The sequence below is a fragment of the Neobacillus thermocopriae genome (assembly GCF_010975035.1).
Lineage (GTDB): Bacteria > Bacillota > Bacilli > Bacillales > Cytobacillaceae > Neobacillus > Neobacillus thermocopriae.
Window position 1 is genome coordinate 209,547 of the sequence record NZ_JAAIUV010000002.1, and the last position, 17,107, is coordinate 226,653.

Below are 17,107 nucleotides of genomic sequence, written 5' to 3' on the forward strand. Positions count from 1 at the left end.
CTTTCATTATGAGGTTTTTACTCATTCTGTTAAAGAAGATTTGTCTTTCAAATTATGACAAAATCCTATTGGATTTTAGAGAAGGTTTCTATGAAAGAGTTTGGAAGGGATTGGAAAAATGAAGATAGGTTTATTCTGGTTCATAAAGTTACAGCAAAATATGATATAATAGTTTGTCGAAGATACTCGAATGATTAATAGTTTGGAGGAAATTATGGCTTCTTATACGCCGATGATACAGCAATACTTAACAGTCAAGGCAGATTATCAGGATGCCTTTTTATTTTTTCGTTTAGGTGATTTTTACGAAATGTTTTTTGAAGATGCGATTAAAGCATCTCAAGAATTAGAAATTACATTAACTAGCCGGGATGGTGGGGCCGAGGAACGGATTCCGATGTGTGGAGTCCCGTACCATTCAGCAGCTAACTATATTGAACAGCTCATTTCAAAAGGATACAAAGTTGCAATTTGTGAACAAATTGAAGATCCGAAGCAGTCAAAAGGCGTGGTGAAGCGTGAGGTCGTTCAAGTCATCACTCCTGGTACCGTGATGGACGGAAAAGGGTTAATGGAGAAAGAAAATAACTATATTGTTTCGGTTACAGCTTTTGAAGACCAAACCTTTGGACTAGCATATAATGATATCTCCACAGGGGAAAGCAAAGTCACGTTATTATCCAACAATCTGGAAGAAGTATTGAACGAAATTGCTGTTTTAGGAGCAAAGGAAGTCGTCGTTGCTAGTGACTTTGACGGTGAATGGCAAAAGAAAATGCGGGAGCGGAATGTACTTGTCATATCTTATGAGGATCAAAGTTCAATAGATAGGAAGTTTTCCCACCTACTCGAAGATTTGAATCAAGACAAACTCAAACAGACCGCCGCTAGATTATTTCATTATTTATACCGCTCGCAAAAAAGAAGTTTGGACCATCTCCAGCCCGTATCTACGTATCAAATCCATCAATTTATGAAAATTGATTATTACTCGAAACGAAATCTAGAATTAACAGAAACGATCCGCACAAAAGGAAAGAAAGGTTCTTTATTATGGCTCTTGGATGAAACAAAGACAGCGATGGGCGGAAGGATGTTAAAGCAATGGATTGACCGTCCGTTGATTGACCGAGAAAAAATCGAACAACGTCATCACTTCGTTGAATTATTGATGAACTACTATTTTGAACGCCAAGAACTTCGTGAAAAATTGAAGGAAGTATATGATTTGGAGCGTCTGGCAGGCCGGGTTGCTTTCGGAAATGTAAATGCCCGCGATTTAGTGCAATTAAAACAATCTTTATTACAAGTGCCATATTTAAAGCAAATTCTTCAATCGATCGGAAGCGAAGAGATGAACCGACTCATTGAACGCCTCGATCCATGTGAAGAGGTGACAGATCTTTTAGAACGGGCGATTGTGGATAATCCTCCGCTATCATTAAAAGAGGGAAACATCATCCGTGATGGGTATCATGCTCAGCTTGACCAATACCGCGATGCCAGCCGAAACGGAAAAACATGGATTGCCCAATTAGAGCGCGAAGAACGGGAGAAAACCGGGATCAAATCGTTAAAGGTTGGGTATAATCGTGTGTTTGGCTATTATATTGAAGTGACAAAAGCGAACCTTCATCTATTAGAGGAAGGACGATATGAGCGGAAACAGACGTTAACAAATGCAGAACGCTTTATCACTCCTGAATTGAAGGAAAAAGAAGCGTTAATTTTACAAGCAGAAGAAAAAATCGGCGAGCTCGAGTATGAATTGTTTACGGAAATTCGTGAAACGGTAAAAGAATATATTCCACGTCTGCAGGCATTAGCGAAAACGGTTAGTGAGCTCGATGTCTTACAATGTTTTGCTCAGGTAAGTGAAGAACGTCGATATGTTAAACCAAAATTTTCTTCGGAACGCCGTGTAGTCATCAAGGATGGACGCCATCCAGTTGTTGAAAAAGTGTTAAATGCCCAAGAGTACGTTCCAAATGACTGCTTTATGGACAGTGATCGTGAAGTCTTGCTCATTACTGGTCCAAATATGTCAGGGAAAAGTACGTATATGCGTCAAATTGCATTGACAGCGATACTGGCGCAAATTGGATGCTTTGTTCCGGCGACAGAAGCGGTCCTACCTATTTTTGATCAAGTGTTTACTAGAATTGGGGCTGCCGATGATCTAATTTCCGGGCAAAGTACATTTATGGTTGAAATGCTTGAGGCAAAAAATGCGATTGCCAATGCAACGCAAAATAGCTTAATTTTATTTGATGAAATAGGGCGCGGAACATCGACCTATGACGGTATGGCACTGGCCCAGGCCATTATTGAATATATTCACAATCGAATAGGTGCAAAAACCTTATTCTCCACCCACTATCATGAATTGACTGTATTAGAGAAAGAACTTGCGCAATTAAAGAATATCCATGTTAGTGCCGTCGAACATAATGGGAAGGTGGTATTCCTTCATAAAATTAAAGAGGGTCCAGCTGATAAAAGTTATGGTATCCATGTCGCTCAATTAGCGGAATTACCATCAGAACTCATTGAAAGAGCAAATGAAATTTTAACAACGCTGGAACAGTCAACTGTCTCAGATACTCAAAGGAATGAAAATGCAGCCATTCCTACTGAAAAAGTGGAGCAACCGGAACAATTGTCATTTTTCGATACACCAGTAGAACCAATAAAATCCGAGCTTTCAGACAAAGAAAAGAAAGTCCTCGACAAAATGAAAGGACTAGATTTGCTGGATATCACCCCACTCCAGGCGATGAATGTTTTGTACGAACTTCAGAAAATGTTAAAGGGGTAAGGAAGGAAGGAGGAGGACATCATGGGGAAAATTATCCAATTAGATGATGCCCTATCCAATAAAATTGCGGCGGGAGAGGTCGTCGAACGCCCTGCTTCTGTCGTCAAAGAACTCGTGGAAAATTCGATTGATGCTGGCAGTTCTGTGATTGAAATTGAAGTAGAAGAGGCAGGACTGGCTAAAATTCGAATACTGGACAATGGAAACGGCATTGAAGAGGATGATGTGCTTCTTGCTTTCCAGCGTCATGCCACTTCCAAAATTAAAAACGAAAATGATTTATTCCGAATTCGAACACTCGGCTTCCGTGGTGAGGCCCTTCCAAGTATCGCATCCGTGTCCAGATTGGAGATGAAGACCTCAACCGGCGAAGGTGTCGGTCATCGAGTGGTGATTGAGGGAGGAAAAGTAGAGGTTTTTGAAAAAGCGTCGGCAAGACGGGGGACAGATGTCACGGTTACCGATTTATTTTTCAATACTCCAGCCCGTCTGAAATATATGAAGACAATTCATACGGAATTAGGGAATATCACAGATGTAGTGAATCGTCTTGCATTATCTCATCCAGAGGTGGCCTTCCGTTTGGTTCATAATGGGCGGAAGCTGCTGCAAACAAACGGAAATGGTGATGTCCGGCAGGTGCTTTCTTCGATTTACGGATTAAGCATTGCAAAGCAGCTCGTGCCGATTGAAGGAAGTTCGTTAGATTATAAGGTGAGCGGATTTGCTTCCATGCCTGAAGTGACAAGAGCTTCAAGAAATTATATTTCCACCATGGTAAACGGTCGTTTTATCAAAAACTATCCTTTAGTGAAGGCCGTCCAAGAGGGGTACCACACACTTTTGCCTATTGGAAGGTATCCAATCGTCCTTCTTAACATTGAAATGGATCCATTGTTAGTGGATGTCAATGTCCATCCATCCAAAATGGAAGTCCGTTTCAGTAAAGAAAAAGAACTGAATGAACTAGTGACAAGGACGATAAAAAATGCCTTTCAATCAAAAGTTTTGATTCCAACCGCTACACCTGTGAAAAAAGAAGTGCCTAAGACGGAACAAACGGCATTGGATCTGAATGAGGGGACCATTACACCAAGTGTTACTTCCTTCCATTCTAAAGAAGAACGTCCGGTCTCATCTTATACCATGCCAGAAATAGGATCAGACTTGAAGAAAGCACAGCAGGTCCATGAACCACCTGTATGGGAGAAGGAAACTTCATATAAAGAGCCGCTTGCCTCTGTGGAGGATATCGAAGAGAAAGAGCGGAAGGAAGAAACGGTAGAGGATAACGATATCACTCATTCTATTCGTGAAGAGAATCAGGTTGAGAGCCGTGTTCCACGGATGTATCCCATCGGTCAGATGCATGGCACCTATATTTTTGCTCAAAATGAAAATGGCTTGTATATCATTGATCAGCATGCCGCACAAGAACGCTTGAAGTATGAATATTTTAGGGAAAAAGTCGGACAGGTCGCGTCTGAGTTACAGGAAATGCTCATACCGTTAACTTTTGAGTATTCGACAGATGAATATATAAAAATTACCGAACATAAAGCCGAGCTTGAAAAGGTAGGGGTATTTCTCGAGGAATTTGGCCCAAATAGCTTTATTGTTCGATCTCATCCACAATGGTTTCCAAAAGGGGTAGAAAAAGAAATTATCGAAGAGATGATTGAGCAGCTATTATCCATGAAAAAGGTCGATATCAAAATCTTACGAGAGGAAGCTGCCATCATGATGAGTTGCAAAGCCTCTATTAAAGCAAACCGTCATCTTCGAAACGATGAAATCCAAGCATTGCTTGATGATTTAAGAAAAGCATCCGATCCTTTTACTTGTCCGCACGGCCGGCCCATTATCGTGCATTACTCCATTTATGAAATGGAAAAGATGTTTAAGCGGGTGATGTAATTCATACATGGTCCAACTCGATTTAGAGTTGGACTTTTGTTTTTATGATGAAAAATAAACGTGATGGAGGCAGGAATAAAACGTTTTTTGGCCAATTATAATAGAGTAATATGGAAAGAAGCATGCATAATAGGGGTGGGCAACGGTGGTATTGGGTCTATTTGTCATTCTTATACCGGTATTGTTAATCATTTTTGTGATAAATTTTGCTTTGAAATCGAATGAAAAAGGGGGAGAGTCAGTGTTCCGGCATCTATATATCTATTTAGTATTATTTGCAACCTTAATGATGGTCATTGGTGGCGGTATTTCCATTTTTATGGCAGCTGCCGATTTAGTCAGTCCGCCGTCCTATTACCAAAGCTACGAAGAATATAAAATGATGAAACAGAGTGAAGTGACGAAAGAGGAAAACGAAAAAGCTTTGACAGAAGAGGAACTTCGGGCTAGTTATGAACAAGCGGTAAAAGACGAGCAAAATCGCACAAAGGTACAGGCCAAAAATCAAATCATTAAAAGCTTAGGTTTTATTGTGATTCCTCTACCCGTCTTTCTCTATTTTAATAAGTTAAGAAAAAAGCATGGTGAAGTATAACAAAAGCCGCATACCATTTGCCTTACAAGTAAACAGGCTGGTATGCGGCTTTAAATCTATCACAATAGGATTATTTCACGGCTGCTTGAAGCTTGCTCATATATTGAATGGCCTTTCCAGTACCATAAGCGACTGATTCAAGCGGGCTTGGTGCCAGTTGAACGGGAACGACAATCTCATTACTTAGCCATTCTTCCATTCCATTTAACAAGGCACCGCCGCCAGTCAAAATGACTCCTCGATCCACAATATCTCCACTTAGTTCGGCTGGGCAGTCTTCAAGAGTAGCTCGAATCGCCTCCAAAATATGCAATAGTGCTTCTTTCAATGCATTACGAATTTCATAGGATGATAGAGTAATTGTTTTTGGCAACCCAGTAACAAGGTCGCGGCCACGTACATCCATTTTCTTTTCTTCATGATCTACAAGTGCATATCCAATTTCCTTCTTGATATTTTCAGCGGTTAATTCCCCGATTAAGACATTGTATTCCTTGCGTACATATTGGATAATATCTTCATCGAGACGGTCACCACCAACTTTAATGGAATGGTAAGCAACTACTCCTCCAAAGGAAATGATCGCTACTTCGGTGTTCCCTCCACCAATATCGACGATCACGTTGGCAACCGGTTCATCGATTGGTAAGCCAGCTCCAATAGCAGCTGCCACCGGTTCTTCAATTAATGTTATTTTTTTAGCGCCTGCATTTTTGACAGCATCATGAATCGCTCTTCTTTCCACACTAGTGGAACCGGACGGAATGCATACAACTACATTCGGTTTGCGAACGGCAAAGCCAATCTTCTTTGATGCTTTACGCATGATATGTTTTAACATTTCTGTTGTAATATCAAAGTCCGCAATCACACCATCTTTTAATGGACGGATGGCGACGATTTTTTCAGGAGTCTTCCCGAGCATTTCTTTTGCTTCTATTCCGACCGCAACGATTTTTTTAGTTTCTGTGTCCATGACGACAACCGATGGTTCATTTAGTGTAATTCCTTTTGCTTTACTATAAACTAATGTATTTGCAGTCCCTAAATCAATTCCAATATCATATGAGTTTAACATATCATCACCTATTTCCGTTATAGTAATCTTTTTACAAATAAATCTATATTCTCGCGTTCGTTTGACATTTTACGAGTAATACCTACAAAATAGACTACGAACCATCCTACCACGAAAATGGGGGTTGAAAGCGGTTTGTAAAGGAACCGTTAATGGATTGTAAATATCCGAGACATTCTTATTCATTTTGAAATAACCGTTATGTTATTTTCATGTAAGAAAGCGCATAGAAATAAAAGTTTTTGTATATACTTGTTTGATGTTCTACTGCTATGAAAAAATATGTTACGATAAAGCTGTGAATGTAATGAAAATCTCACAGGAAAAAACGATAAGGCAGTGTGAAAAGATTGGATGCAAAGCAAAAATTACTAGTCATCATTGGCCCGACTGCCGTTGGTAAAACAAAACTCAGTATTGAATTGGCCCATCGATTCAATGCTGAAATTATCAGCGGGGATTCCATGCAAATATATCGAGGAATGGATATTGGTACAGCCAAAATTAAAAAGGATGAAATGGAAGGGATACCCCATCATTTAATTGATATTAAAGAACCGTATGAAAATTTTTCAGTGGCTGAATTCCAACATCTGGTTCGCGCCAAAATAAAAGAGATTGCCGAGAAAGGGAAACTTCCGATGATTGTGGGCGGTACGGGCCTGTACATTCAGTCTGTCATTTATGACTACCGATTTGCCGATGTTCCCGGTGATGAAGCGTTACGACGGAAGCTGGAGGAGAGAGCGAATGAAATAGGGAATGAGGCACTGCACAAGGAGCTAATGGAAAAAGCCCCTGTAAGTGCAGCACACATTCATCCAAATAATCGGAGAAGGGTGATCCGTGCATTGGAAATTTTCCATCTTACCGGTGGAAAAACCATGCATGATTTTCAAATCAACCAGCAACCAGAGTTAATGTATCAAACTGCATTAATTGGCTTAACCATGGAACGGGAGAAGCTGTATGAGCGAATCAATCAGCGTGTGGATTTGATGATGAAGCAAGGTCTATTGGAAGAGGTGAAATCTCTTCATTCCCAAGGTTTGCGTGATTGTCAATCCATTCAAGCTATTGGCTATAAAGAAATTTATGAATATCTTGATGGGAAAATTAGCCTTGAACAAGCGGTAGAAAACTTGAAGCAAAATTCCCGGCGCTATGCCAAAAGGCAATTAACTTGGTTTCGGAATAAAATGGATGTACAATGGTTTAATATGACAGATGTGACGAACCTGTCAAAAAAAATAGAGGAAATTTCACAATATGTGGAAGGAAAGCTTCAAGTAAAATCGAATACATATTAATAGAGATATAAGAGGAGGATATACAAAATGAAAACAACCATTAATATTCAGGATCAGTTCTTAAACCAATGCCGTAAGGACAATACGCATGTGACCGTATTCCTGCTAAACGGGTTTCAATTAAGAGGCCAAATTAAAGGTTTTGATAATTTTACCGTTCTTTTTGAATCAGATGGGAAACAGCAATTGGTTTACAAGCATGCCATTTCCACCTTTGCACCGCAAAGAAATGTACAACTTGACCTGGATAACCAATAATTAAACAACCGAGCCCAAATTTTGGGCTCTTTTTTTATTGGTCAAAATAATAGCTGATTTCAAAATAAACAAGTTCCCTTCTGAGAGAGTCTTTCGTTCCGTCACCAGCAAATTCAAAAAACTTTTTAATGAAATGAATAAATGGTGAATAAACATAGTATGAAAGAGAAGGATTTTTTTCCATTGCAATGATTTAAGTACCATCCAATAATTATCCTTTGTCTAAATGGCCTGCAAAAATGAGAGGTGAAAGCTTTGGATCAACCGATTCGTATGAAAAGCAACGGTCAAATAAGCGTAGTCCTCAATTCCCAAAAAAGAAAAACCGTAACAAAAGAGTTACCTGATTTTCACGTTGCTCCAAAGGTTATTCCCCCTGAACATTCAGCTCTGAAGGAAATTGAAGAAGAGTTGGGAGCTTTGGTTGGCATGGAAGAAATGAAACGAACCATAAAAGAAATATATGCATGGATCTATGTAAATAAAAAGCGTGAAGAAATGGGCCTAAAAGCTAAAAAACAAGCTCTTCACATGATGTTCAAAGGGAATCCGGGTACTGGGAAAACGACTGTAGCCAGATTAATTGGTAAACTGTTTCATAAGATGAATGTATTATCAAAAGGCCACCTAATTGAAGCAGAAAGGGCCGACCTTGTTGGTGAATATATTGGGCATACGGCACAAAAAACACGGGATCTTATAAAGAAAGCTCAAGGTGGAATATTATTTATTGATGAAGCCTATTCCTTAGGGCGTGGTGGTGAAAAAGATTTTGGGAAGGAAGCGATTGATACCCTTGTTAAACATATGGAAGATAAACAATATGAATTTATTCTTATTTTAGCTGGATATTCACGCGAAATGGATTATCTATTATCACTAAACCCTGGTTTGCATTCTCGTTTTCCTTTAGTGATTGATTTTCCTGATTATACGATCGATCAATTGATGGAAATTGGTGCAAAAATGCTCGCTGAACGAGAATATTCTTTAAGTCATGAGGCGGAAAAGAAGCTAAAAGAACATTTAATTGAAGTTCGTTCTGTTATGAGCCCGAATCGCTTTTCGAACGGAAGGTATGTTAGAAATATCATTGAAAAATCCATTCGGGCACAGGCTATGCGTTTGTTAATGCAAAATAGCTTTGACAGACATGATTTAATGATGATAAGAAGTAATGATCTCGTTTTTGAAGAGAAATAAAAATCGGCGGTTCATCCATCCGCCGATTTTTTTGAGATAAAACTATTTTTTGTTCAAGTGAACTTTCTAAATCCAAGCTATACACCGCTGGACAGGTGGCTTTTGCTTTTCCGAAAATATGAGAAAGTATCTTTCTACTTCGGAAAATGTCTAGCTCCAGCCCCCTAGCGGCTAATGTCTTTCGGTCTCCGCCCTACGATAAGTCAACATCGAATCGCTAACACTCTCCGTGTTTCCTTTATCTCAGTCGGAGGCCACCACAAGGAAGGCTTCAGCAGCTAAGCATCGCACGACCGAAAGCGATAGCTTTTGGGAGGATGGCATACGCTGCTAAGCAGGGGCTTCCACTTTTCTAATGTACTCCAAGTCTGCGGGATGGTAGTTTCCAATCATATGTATAGGAAAGTACCCGCAGGATCGTTACAAGGATAAATAAGGTGTATAGTTCCCAAGAGTTGGTGGCAATTTTTAGACCAATGATCACGCCAGCAAGGATCGCCCAAACAGCATAAATTTCTGAACGAAGCACAATTGGTTTTCGGCCTGCTAATAAATCGCGGATGATTCCTCCTCCGCTTCCCGTTAACACAGCAGCAACGATGACGGCACTCAACGGGTGATTCATATCCGCTGCATACATGGCCCCTTGGATCGCAAAGGCGGATAAGCCGATGGCATCAGTGAAATTTCCCCAGCGATTCCAGTGTTTTAATAGATTATTTGGAAACAGAAAGACTGCAGTAATAGAAATTAACGCAATCTGAAAAAATAATCCTTGCTCCCATAGAGCAGAAACAGGAACACCAATTAATAGGTTTCGAATAGCCCCACCACCGAAAGCGGTGACAATTCCTAAGATATAAACGCCTAGAATATCATATTCTTCTTCCATTGCCACAATGGCGCCGCTGACAGCAAAAGCAATGGTGCCAATCATACTTAATACTTCCCATGTCATTTTCTGTCTGTTTCTCCTTGATGTTTAATATATTTGTAGCAAACAAAATTTTATCATGGGTACGGAAAAATACAATAATTATTTTTAAAAAATAAAAGGAAAATTAGAGAATCCTTGTCATTTTTGATAAGATGAAAACTAGAGTGATTCGGAAAGGGAAGGATGTCTTGTGGAACAAAGAGAACCAAAAGAAAAGGCCATATTAGTTGGCTGTCAAATAGATGATGATGATTTGCGCTTCCATTATTCAATGGAAGAATTGAAATCCTTAACGGAAACAGCACAAGGAATAGTCCTTGCGACTGTCTCTCAAAAGCGGGACCGACTTCATCCAGCAACCTATATAGGGAAAGGGAAAGTAGAAGAAATTAAGAACTTGGTCGAGGAAACAGAGGCCGACTTGGTGATTTTTAATGATGAACTCACACCGAGTCAAAAGCGGAACTTATCTGCTGAAATCGATGCCCGGATTATTGACCGAACTCAGCTTATACTAGATATTTTTGCACAAAGGGCTCGTTCCAAAGAAGGAAAACTGCAAGTAGAACTTGCCCAGCTTCAATATTTACTTCCAAGGCTAGGGGGTCAAGGAACGGCCTTATCCAGACTCGGTGGTGGAATCGGTACACGCGGTCCAGGGGAAACCAAATTGGAATCGGATCGACGCCATATCCGTCGGAGAATTGATGATATAAAAAATCAACTTTCCGTCATTACAGAACACCGAAACCGTTACCGGGAAAGAAGAAAGAAAAATAAAACTTTCCAAGTAGCGATTGTCGGTTATACGAATGCTGGGAAATCTACGCTATTTAACCGTTTGTCTGAAGCGGATTCCTATGAAGAAAACCAATTGTTTGCCACTTTGGATCCGATGACAAGAAAATTGATTTTACCGAGCGGCTTTCTTGCCTTAATTACAGATACTGTTGGCTTTATTCAAGATTTGCCAACCTCACTCATTGCGGCCTTTCGGTCAACTTTAGAAGAGGTAAAAGAAGCAGACCTATTGCTTCATGTAGTGGATATGTCCAATCCGGATTATTTCCAACACGAAAAAACAGTAAATAAGTTGCTCGAGGAATTAGAAGTAAGTGATGTTCCTCAATTAACCGTCTATAATAAAAGAGATATTAAGCATCCTGACTTCGTTCCAACGGCGAATACACCAACTGTTTTTATCAGTGCATTGGATGAAGGGGATCGACAAAACTTAAAACTTAAAATAGAGCAGGTTATGAAAGGGATGATGCAACCATATGAAGTAGTGGTGCCATCTTCGGAAGGGAAACTGCTTTCTCAATTAAAAAATGCAACCATTTTAAGAGAGTTAACATTTAATGAAGAGACGCAAGCGTATCATTGTAAAGGATATACATTACAGGATCATCAAATAACAGGACAATTGCAGAAATATCAACTATAGATAGGAGAAAAATACAGCATGTTTCAACAGTTAAAAAACGGGGAAAAAATTCAGCCGATTGTGAGTGAAGTGGAAAAGCAAATTTCGGCTGTTCATCAAGAAATTGAAAGAAGAATTGAATCCAATCAATTTAGGGTACTACAAAGCTTTCAAAAGCATAGGGTAAGTGATGCACATTTTATTCCATCTACAGGCTACGGTTATGATGACATCGGTCGAGACACGTTGGAAAAAGTATATGCAGATGTTTTTGGCGGTGAAGCTGGGCTCGTCCGGCCGCAAATAATCTCTGGGACCCATGCCATTTCGATCGCTTTATTTGGTGTCCTTCGCCCAGGAGATGAACTTCTTTATATTACCGGAAAACCTTATGATACATTAGAAGAAATTGTCGGTATTCGAGGCAGCGGGGTTGGTTCTCTCAAGGAGTTCGGCATTTCCTACAACAGTGTTTCCTTAACAGAAGAGGGAACCATTGATTGGGATATGATCGCTAAAATGATCAAGCCGAATACAAAAATGATCGGAATTCAACGTTCCAAAGGGTATGATGTACGACCATCATTTTCTGTAGCAGAAATCGGAGAAATGATTCAATTTGTAAAAGAAATCAAGCCAGATGTGGTCGTGTTCGTTGATAATTGTTACGGGGAATTTGTGGAAGAGTTGGAGCCTTGTCACGTTGGTGCAGATTTAATGGCCGGGTCACTTATAAAAAATCCTGGAGGCGGTTTGGCCAAAACGGGGGGATATATTGTTGGTAAAAAGAAATGGGTAGACGCTTGTTCTTATCGAATGACCTCCCCTGGAATTGGAGCCGAAGCTGGAGCTTCTCTCTATAGCTTACAAGAAATGTATCAAGGATTTTTCCTCGCACCACATGTAGTTGGCCAAGCATTAAAAGGGGCAATTTTTACAGCAGCCATGCTAGAAAAATTAGGAATGAATTCCACTCCAAAATGGGATGAAAAGCGAACCGATCTCATCCAAGCCGTACAATTCGATGATCGGGAAAAAATGGTTTCTTTTTGTCAAGCCATACAATTCGCCTCGCCAATTAACTCTTATGTTACACCTCACCCTAGCTATATGCCGGGGTATGAAGATGATGTCATTATGGCGGCTGGAACATTCATTCAAGGAGCTAGTATTGAGCTGACAGCAGATGGTCCACTTCGACCGCCTTATGCGGCCTATGTGCAAGGTGGCTTAACTTACGCCCATGTTAAGATTGCTGTCTGTTTGGCAATTGATCATTTAGTAGAGAAAGGATTACTTACCTTATAAATAGAAAAATGTTGGGATAGTGATGAAAGCTATCCCATTTTTATTTTAAAAACCATGTTAGGTTTTCTTACATATCGTTGACATTTTTTCTAACGAGAAATATAATGACAATAAGTAATACAAATTAACTCGCGAGTTAAAGTTACTAGAAAGGTAGGAGGAGAATTTGGTGAGTGGAAAAGAAATTCGAAGATCAATGCCGCTGTTTTCCATCGGAACGGTCATGAAGCTTACTGATCTGACCGCAAGACAAATCCGCTACTATGAAGAACACCAATTAATTTCTCCTGCGCGAACAGATGGAAACAGGCGGATGTTTAGTTTAAATGATATTGATAGGCTATTAGAAATTAAGGATTTAATTGACCAAGGAATCAATATTGCTGGAATTAAACAATTGTTTATGGTCAAAGAACAGCAAAACGAGGTAATTGCACAAGAAGTGAAAAAGGCGAAACGTGAAGTGACAGATGAACAATTGAGAAAACTTCTTCGTAATGAATTGTTACATGCGAACAGATTGAATCGTTCATCATTACGCCAAGGGGATCTATCACGTTTCTTCCATTAAATTTTTAATAAATTGGGGGACAGTACGATGGCTAAGTACTCAAGAGAAGATATTTTACGGATGGCGAAAGAGGAGAATGTAAAATTTATCCGTCTACAGTTTACGGATATTTTAGGAACAATTAAAAACGTGGAAATTCCTAGTAGTCAATTGGAAAAAGCGTTAGACAACAAAATGATGTTTGATGGATCTTCCATAGAAGGATTTGTACGTATCGAAGAGTCTGATATGTATCTTTATCCAGATTTAGATACATGGGTAATATTCCCGTGGACAGCTGAAAAAGGGAAGGTTGCTCGATTAATTTGTGATATTTATAATTCAGATGGTACACCATTTGCAGGGGATCCACGCAACAACTTAAAGCGTGTGTTAAAAGAAATGGAAGAGCTTGGCTTTACAGATTTCAATCTTGGGCCTGAGCCTGAATTTTTCTTATTTAAATTAGACGAAAAAGGCGAACCTACCTTGGAGTTGAATGATAAAGGTGGCTACTTTGACCTTGCACCAACAGACCTAGGTGAGAATTGCCGACGTGATATTGTTCTTGAGCTTGAAGAGATGGGCTTTGAAATTGAAGCATCCCACCATGAAGTAGCACCAGGACAACATGAAATTGATTTTAAATATGCCGATGCCCTAACGGCATGTGATAACATTCAAACTTTTAAACTAGTCGTAAAAACGATTGCTCGTAAACATGGTCTGCATGCAACCTTCATGCCAAAACCATTATTTGGTGTAGCTGGTTCTGGTATGCATATGAATCTATCATTATTCAAAAATGGAGAAAATGCCTTCTATGATCCAAATGCCGATTTGAAATTGAGTGATACAGCTCGTCATTTCATTGCGGGTATTTTAAAACATGCGACTTCCTTTACTGCCGTGACGAATCCGACTGTCAACTCTTATAAGCGTTTAGTTCCAGGTTATGAGGCGCCTTGTTATGTTGCATGGTCAGCACAAAACCGTTCTCCATTAATTCGTATTCCAGCTTCTCGTGGTATGAGTACACGTTGTGAAATTCGCAGTGTTGACCCATCAGCGAACCCATATCTAGCGATGGCTGTTCTACTAAAAGCAGGATTAGATGGTATTAAAAACAAACTTACACCACCTGCACCAGTTGATCGTAACATCTACGTGATGACTGCGGAAGAAAGAATCGAGGAAGGAATTATCGATCTTCCGGCTACATTGGCTCAAGCATTAGAGTTATTGAAAAATAATGAAGTGGTTAAAGCCGGTCTTGGTGAACATATTTTCGAGCGTTTTGTCGATGCGAAAGAGATTGAATGGGATATGTTCCGTACCGTTGTACATCCTTGGGAGAGAGAACAATACTTAACAATGTATTAATAGATGGAAAAAGCCATGGTCCAAATATTTGAGACCGTGGCTTTTTTTTGTAAGTTTAATGAATTTGTCGATAAACACCGATAACTTTTCCTAAAATGGATACATTCTTTAAGATGATCGGCTCCATCGTTGAATTTTCCGGTTGTAGGCGAATATAATCTTTCTCTTTGAAAAATCTTTTGCAAGTAGCTTCATTATCTTCCGTCATCGCTACAACGATATCACCATTGTTGGCAGATTGCTGCTGTTTTACAATGACATAATCCCCATCAAGGATTCCCGCCTCAATCATACTTTCTCCCATAATTTCCAGCATAAAAATGGATTCTCCTGCAGGTGCAAGTCTTTCTGGAAGAGGGAAATATTCTTCTACATTTTCAATGGCGGTAATTGGAAGTCCAGCAGTAACTTTACCAACGACCGGAACATTAATCACGTTATTCCTTGGGATAGATGCATCTTCATCCGCTTCTAATATTTCAATCGCTCTAGGTTTTGTAGGATCGCGTCGGATTAATCCTTTACTTTCTAATCTAGCCAGATGTCCGTGTACAGTGGAACTGGATGCTAGTCCAACCGCTTCACCAATTTCCCGAACAGAGGGAGGGTATCCTTTCCGTTTCACTTCTTCTTTAATGAAGTCTAGGATATCCTGCTGCCTTTTTGATATTTTTACCATGATAAATTGCACCTCGTCTGGTTAATGTTGTCTTTATTATAACATGTTCTGCAACAGTATACAAACATAAGTTCGAAAACTACTTGACATCAAACAAATGTTCGTACTATAATCAAAACATCAAATGACGAACATATATTCTGTAAGAGGTGTGGTTTGATGAATAACCTATGGTCAAAATACTCTTATGCTATTATTCTCTTCCTTTTAAGTGGTACTTTTGCACTTATTCTTTCGTACCGACAAATTCCGGTACCGCAGGATCAATATATCACAGTAACGGTATCAGAAGGAGATTCCCTTTTGAAAATCGCCGGGCAATATTCCGAGCAACATACATTATCAAATGAAGAATTTATTGATTGGGTGAAAAAATATAATAAAATGGTTGGAGATCAAATTTTTCCTGGAGATGAAATTATGATTCCTGTTCGTAAAGAAGTTCCTTCTCCAAGACAATTAGCCAGTGCTTTGGAGGAATGATTGAATGAAAGCAGTAATATATTGTCGTGTCAGTACAAATAAGGAAACCCAAGAAACGTCCCTGGAGCGTCAGGAAGAAGAACTCATTCAACTTGCAAAACGGTATCAATTTGAAATTGATTCTATTATTAAAGAGCAGGCAAGTGGATATGATTTTGATAGAGATGGAATCCTTCAGTTATTAGAACGGATTAAGGACGAGGAAGTTCAAGCTGTATTAATTCAGGATGAGACAAGACTTGGCAGGGGGAATGCAAAGGTTGCGATCCTTCATTGTATTTTAAAAGAGGGGATTAAGCTTTATTGTATTGCTCATAATGGAGAGCTGCAGCTTTCAGACTCCGATTCCATGGTATTGAAGATTGTAAGTATGGTTGAGGAATATCAACGAAAACTACATAATGTGAAAATTAAGCGCGGGATGAAACGGGCGATTGAAAAAGGGTATAAACCTCAAAAAAACCTAAAGAATCTGGGTGTCAACTCTGGTCGTGAGAAAATAGAAGTTCCTGTTGAAGAAATTTACAAACTAAGAGCAAATGGACTAACATTTGCAGAAATAGCTTCCACACTAAGAGGCTTTGGATATAACATATCCAAGGCAACCGTTCATAGGAGATATCAGGAATATTTGGATAGCCAAGAGGAATAAGGGATATCCCTTGTCAAATTCATACTTTTTTTGTAAAATTAATTCTTATTGTAAGGAGTTTTTGAAAGGAATGGGCTTGAATGCTATCCAAAGAAAAGATTGCTAGAATTAATGAATTGGCCAAAAAAGCAAAAACGGAAGGTTTAACCGAAATAGAAGCTAAGGAACAATCAAAATTAAGAGCTGAATACTTAGCAGCTTTTCGTTCAAGTATGCTTGAGACACTCACTAATACAAAGATTATTGATCCGATGGGAAATGATGTTACTCCTGAAAAAATAAAAAATAGAAGAAAAAATAGGCTTCACTAACATCTGGGAATACAAATATTTGTATTCCTTTTTTAAATAGGATATTTTTTTACATATAGCTTAGAGTAAAAGTTCAATGGGGGATAGACACCTATGTTTGCGACCAATGATTAGTCTCATGTCTAAGAGGTGTTCATCTATTATGATTAAACTTGGAGCACATCTTTGAGATGGCAATGATCGTAATTGCACTGCATGT

At 39.3% G+C, this 17,107-nt stretch carries 16 protein-coding genes; 13 read left to right on the forward strand and 3 right to left on the reverse strand.

Annotated features, from left to right (window positions below):
* The first annotated feature begins 214 nt into the window (after nt 1-214).
* The 3 genes from mutS (at nt 215) to G4Z05_RS02410 (ending at nt 5,330) form a co-directional block, all read left to right on the forward strand.
* Entirely contained in the window at nt 215-2,818 is a 2,604-nt protein-coding gene (mutS, locus tag G4Z05_RS02400; protein WP_200878205.1) for a DNA mismatch repair protein MutS, read from the forward strand.
* A gap of 21 nt (nt 2,819-2,839) precedes the next feature.
* Nucleotides 2,840-4,735 carry a DNA mismatch repair endonuclease MutL gene (gene mutL / locus G4Z05_RS02405; RefSeq protein WP_038541312.1) on the forward strand — a complete coding sequence of 632 codons (1,896 nt, stop codon included), beginning with the start codon at nt 2,840-2,842 and terminating at the stop codon, nt 4,733-4,735.
* Nucleotides 4,736-4,880: 145 nt separating this feature from the next.
* Nucleotides 4,881-5,330 (forward strand): hypothetical protein, encoded by a 450-nt coding sequence (locus tag G4Z05_RS02410; protein WP_163184119.1) that lies wholly within the window; start codon nt 4,881-4,883, stop codon nt 5,328-5,330.
* 70 nt (nt 5,331-5,400) lie between these two features.
* Here G4Z05_RS02410 and mreBH read toward each other — a convergent pair whose 3' ends face one another.
* Entirely contained in the window at nt 5,401-6,408 is a 1,008-nt protein-coding gene (mreBH, locus tag G4Z05_RS02415) for a rod-share determining protein MreBH (protein WP_038541316.1), read from the reverse strand.
* Nucleotides 6,409-6,758: 350 nt separating this feature from the next.
* On the opposite strand from mreBH, the gene miaA reads away from it, so the two are divergent.
* The 3 genes from miaA (at nt 6,759) to spoVK (ending at nt 9,179) form a co-directional block, all read left to right on the forward strand.
* Nucleotides 6,759-7,718, forward strand: coding sequence for a tRNA (adenosine(37)-N6)-dimethylallyltransferase MiaA (gene miaA, locus G4Z05_RS02420; RefSeq protein ID WP_163250298.1), 960 nt, complete (start codon nt 6,759-6,761; stop codon nt 7,716-7,718).
* A gap of 27 nt (nt 7,719-7,745) precedes the next feature.
* A complete protein-coding gene (gene hfq / locus G4Z05_RS02425) occupies nt 7,746-7,976 on the forward strand; it encodes an RNA chaperone Hfq (protein WP_038541324.1) in 231 nt (76 codons plus the stop codon).
* A gap of 255 nt (nt 7,977-8,231) precedes the next feature.
* On the forward strand, nt 8,232-9,179 hold the full coding sequence (gene spoVK, locus G4Z05_RS02430; RefSeq protein WP_163250299.1) for a stage V sporulation protein K: 948 nt from the start codon (nt 8,232-8,234) through the stop codon (nt 9,177-9,179).
* A gap of 352 nt (nt 9,180-9,531) precedes the next feature.
* On the opposite strand, the gene G4Z05_RS02435 is transcribed toward spoVK, so the two are convergent.
* The gene (locus tag G4Z05_RS02435; protein ID WP_163250300.1) at nt 9,532-10,137 is read right to left on the reverse strand and encodes a trimeric intracellular cation channel family protein; all 606 of its coding nucleotides are present in this window, start codon (nt 10,135-10,137) and stop codon (nt 9,532-9,534) included.
* 169 nt (nt 10,138-10,306) lie between these two features.
* On the opposite strand from G4Z05_RS02435, the gene hflX reads away from it, so the two are divergent.
* From hflX to glnA, 4 genes are all read left to right on the forward strand, one after another.
* Nucleotides 10,307-11,563, forward strand: a complete 1,257-nt coding sequence (gene hflX / locus G4Z05_RS02440) for a GTPase HflX (RefSeq protein WP_163250301.1) — start codon at nt 10,307-10,309, stop codon at nt 11,561-11,563.
* A gap of 18 nt (nt 11,564-11,581) precedes the next feature.
* Nucleotides 11,582-12,850, forward strand: a complete 1,269-nt coding sequence (locus tag G4Z05_RS02445) for a methionine gamma-lyase family protein (protein WP_163250302.1) — start codon at nt 11,582-11,584, stop codon at nt 12,848-12,850.
* Nucleotides 12,851-13,046: 196 nt separating this feature from the next.
* Nucleotides 13,047-13,421: a MerR family transcriptional regulator gene (locus G4Z05_RS02450; RefSeq protein WP_205597417.1), complete on the forward strand. Its 375-nt coding sequence runs from the start codon at nt 13,047-13,049 to the stop codon at nt 13,419-13,421.
* Between the two features lie 27 nt (nt 13,422-13,448).
* Entirely contained in the window at nt 13,449-14,783 is a 1,335-nt protein-coding gene (gene glnA, locus G4Z05_RS02455) for a type I glutamate--ammonia ligase (RefSeq protein ID WP_163250304.1), read from the forward strand.
* A 55-nt stretch (nt 14,784-14,838) separates the two neighbouring features.
* Here the strand turns inward: glnA and lexA are convergent, their stop codons facing one another.
* A complete protein-coding gene (gene lexA / locus G4Z05_RS02460; protein WP_038541344.1) occupies nt 14,839-15,462 on the reverse strand; it encodes a transcriptional repressor LexA in 624 nt (207 codons plus the stop codon).
* 159 nt (nt 15,463-15,621) lie between these two features.
* On the opposite strand from lexA, the gene yneA reads away from it, so the two are divergent.
* From yneA to G4Z05_RS02475, 3 genes are all read left to right on the forward strand, one after another.
* Nucleotides 15,622-15,945 carry a cell division suppressor protein YneA gene (yneA, locus tag G4Z05_RS02465; protein WP_163250305.1) on the forward strand — a complete coding sequence of 108 codons (324 nt, stop codon included), beginning with the start codon at nt 15,622-15,624 and terminating at the stop codon, nt 15,943-15,945.
* Between the two features lie 4 nt (nt 15,946-15,949).
* Nucleotides 15,950-16,597 carry a YneB family resolvase-like protein gene (locus G4Z05_RS02470; protein ID WP_163250306.1) on the forward strand — a complete coding sequence of 216 codons (648 nt, stop codon included), beginning with the start codon at nt 15,950-15,952 and terminating at the stop codon, nt 16,595-16,597.
* 80 nt (nt 16,598-16,677) lie between these two features.
* Complete coding sequence (locus tag G4Z05_RS02475) at nt 16,678-16,908, forward strand: DUF896 domain-containing protein (RefSeq protein WP_038541352.1); 231 nt, start codon at nt 16,678-16,680, stop codon at nt 16,906-16,908.
* Nucleotides 16,909-17,107 lie beyond the last annotated feature (199 nt).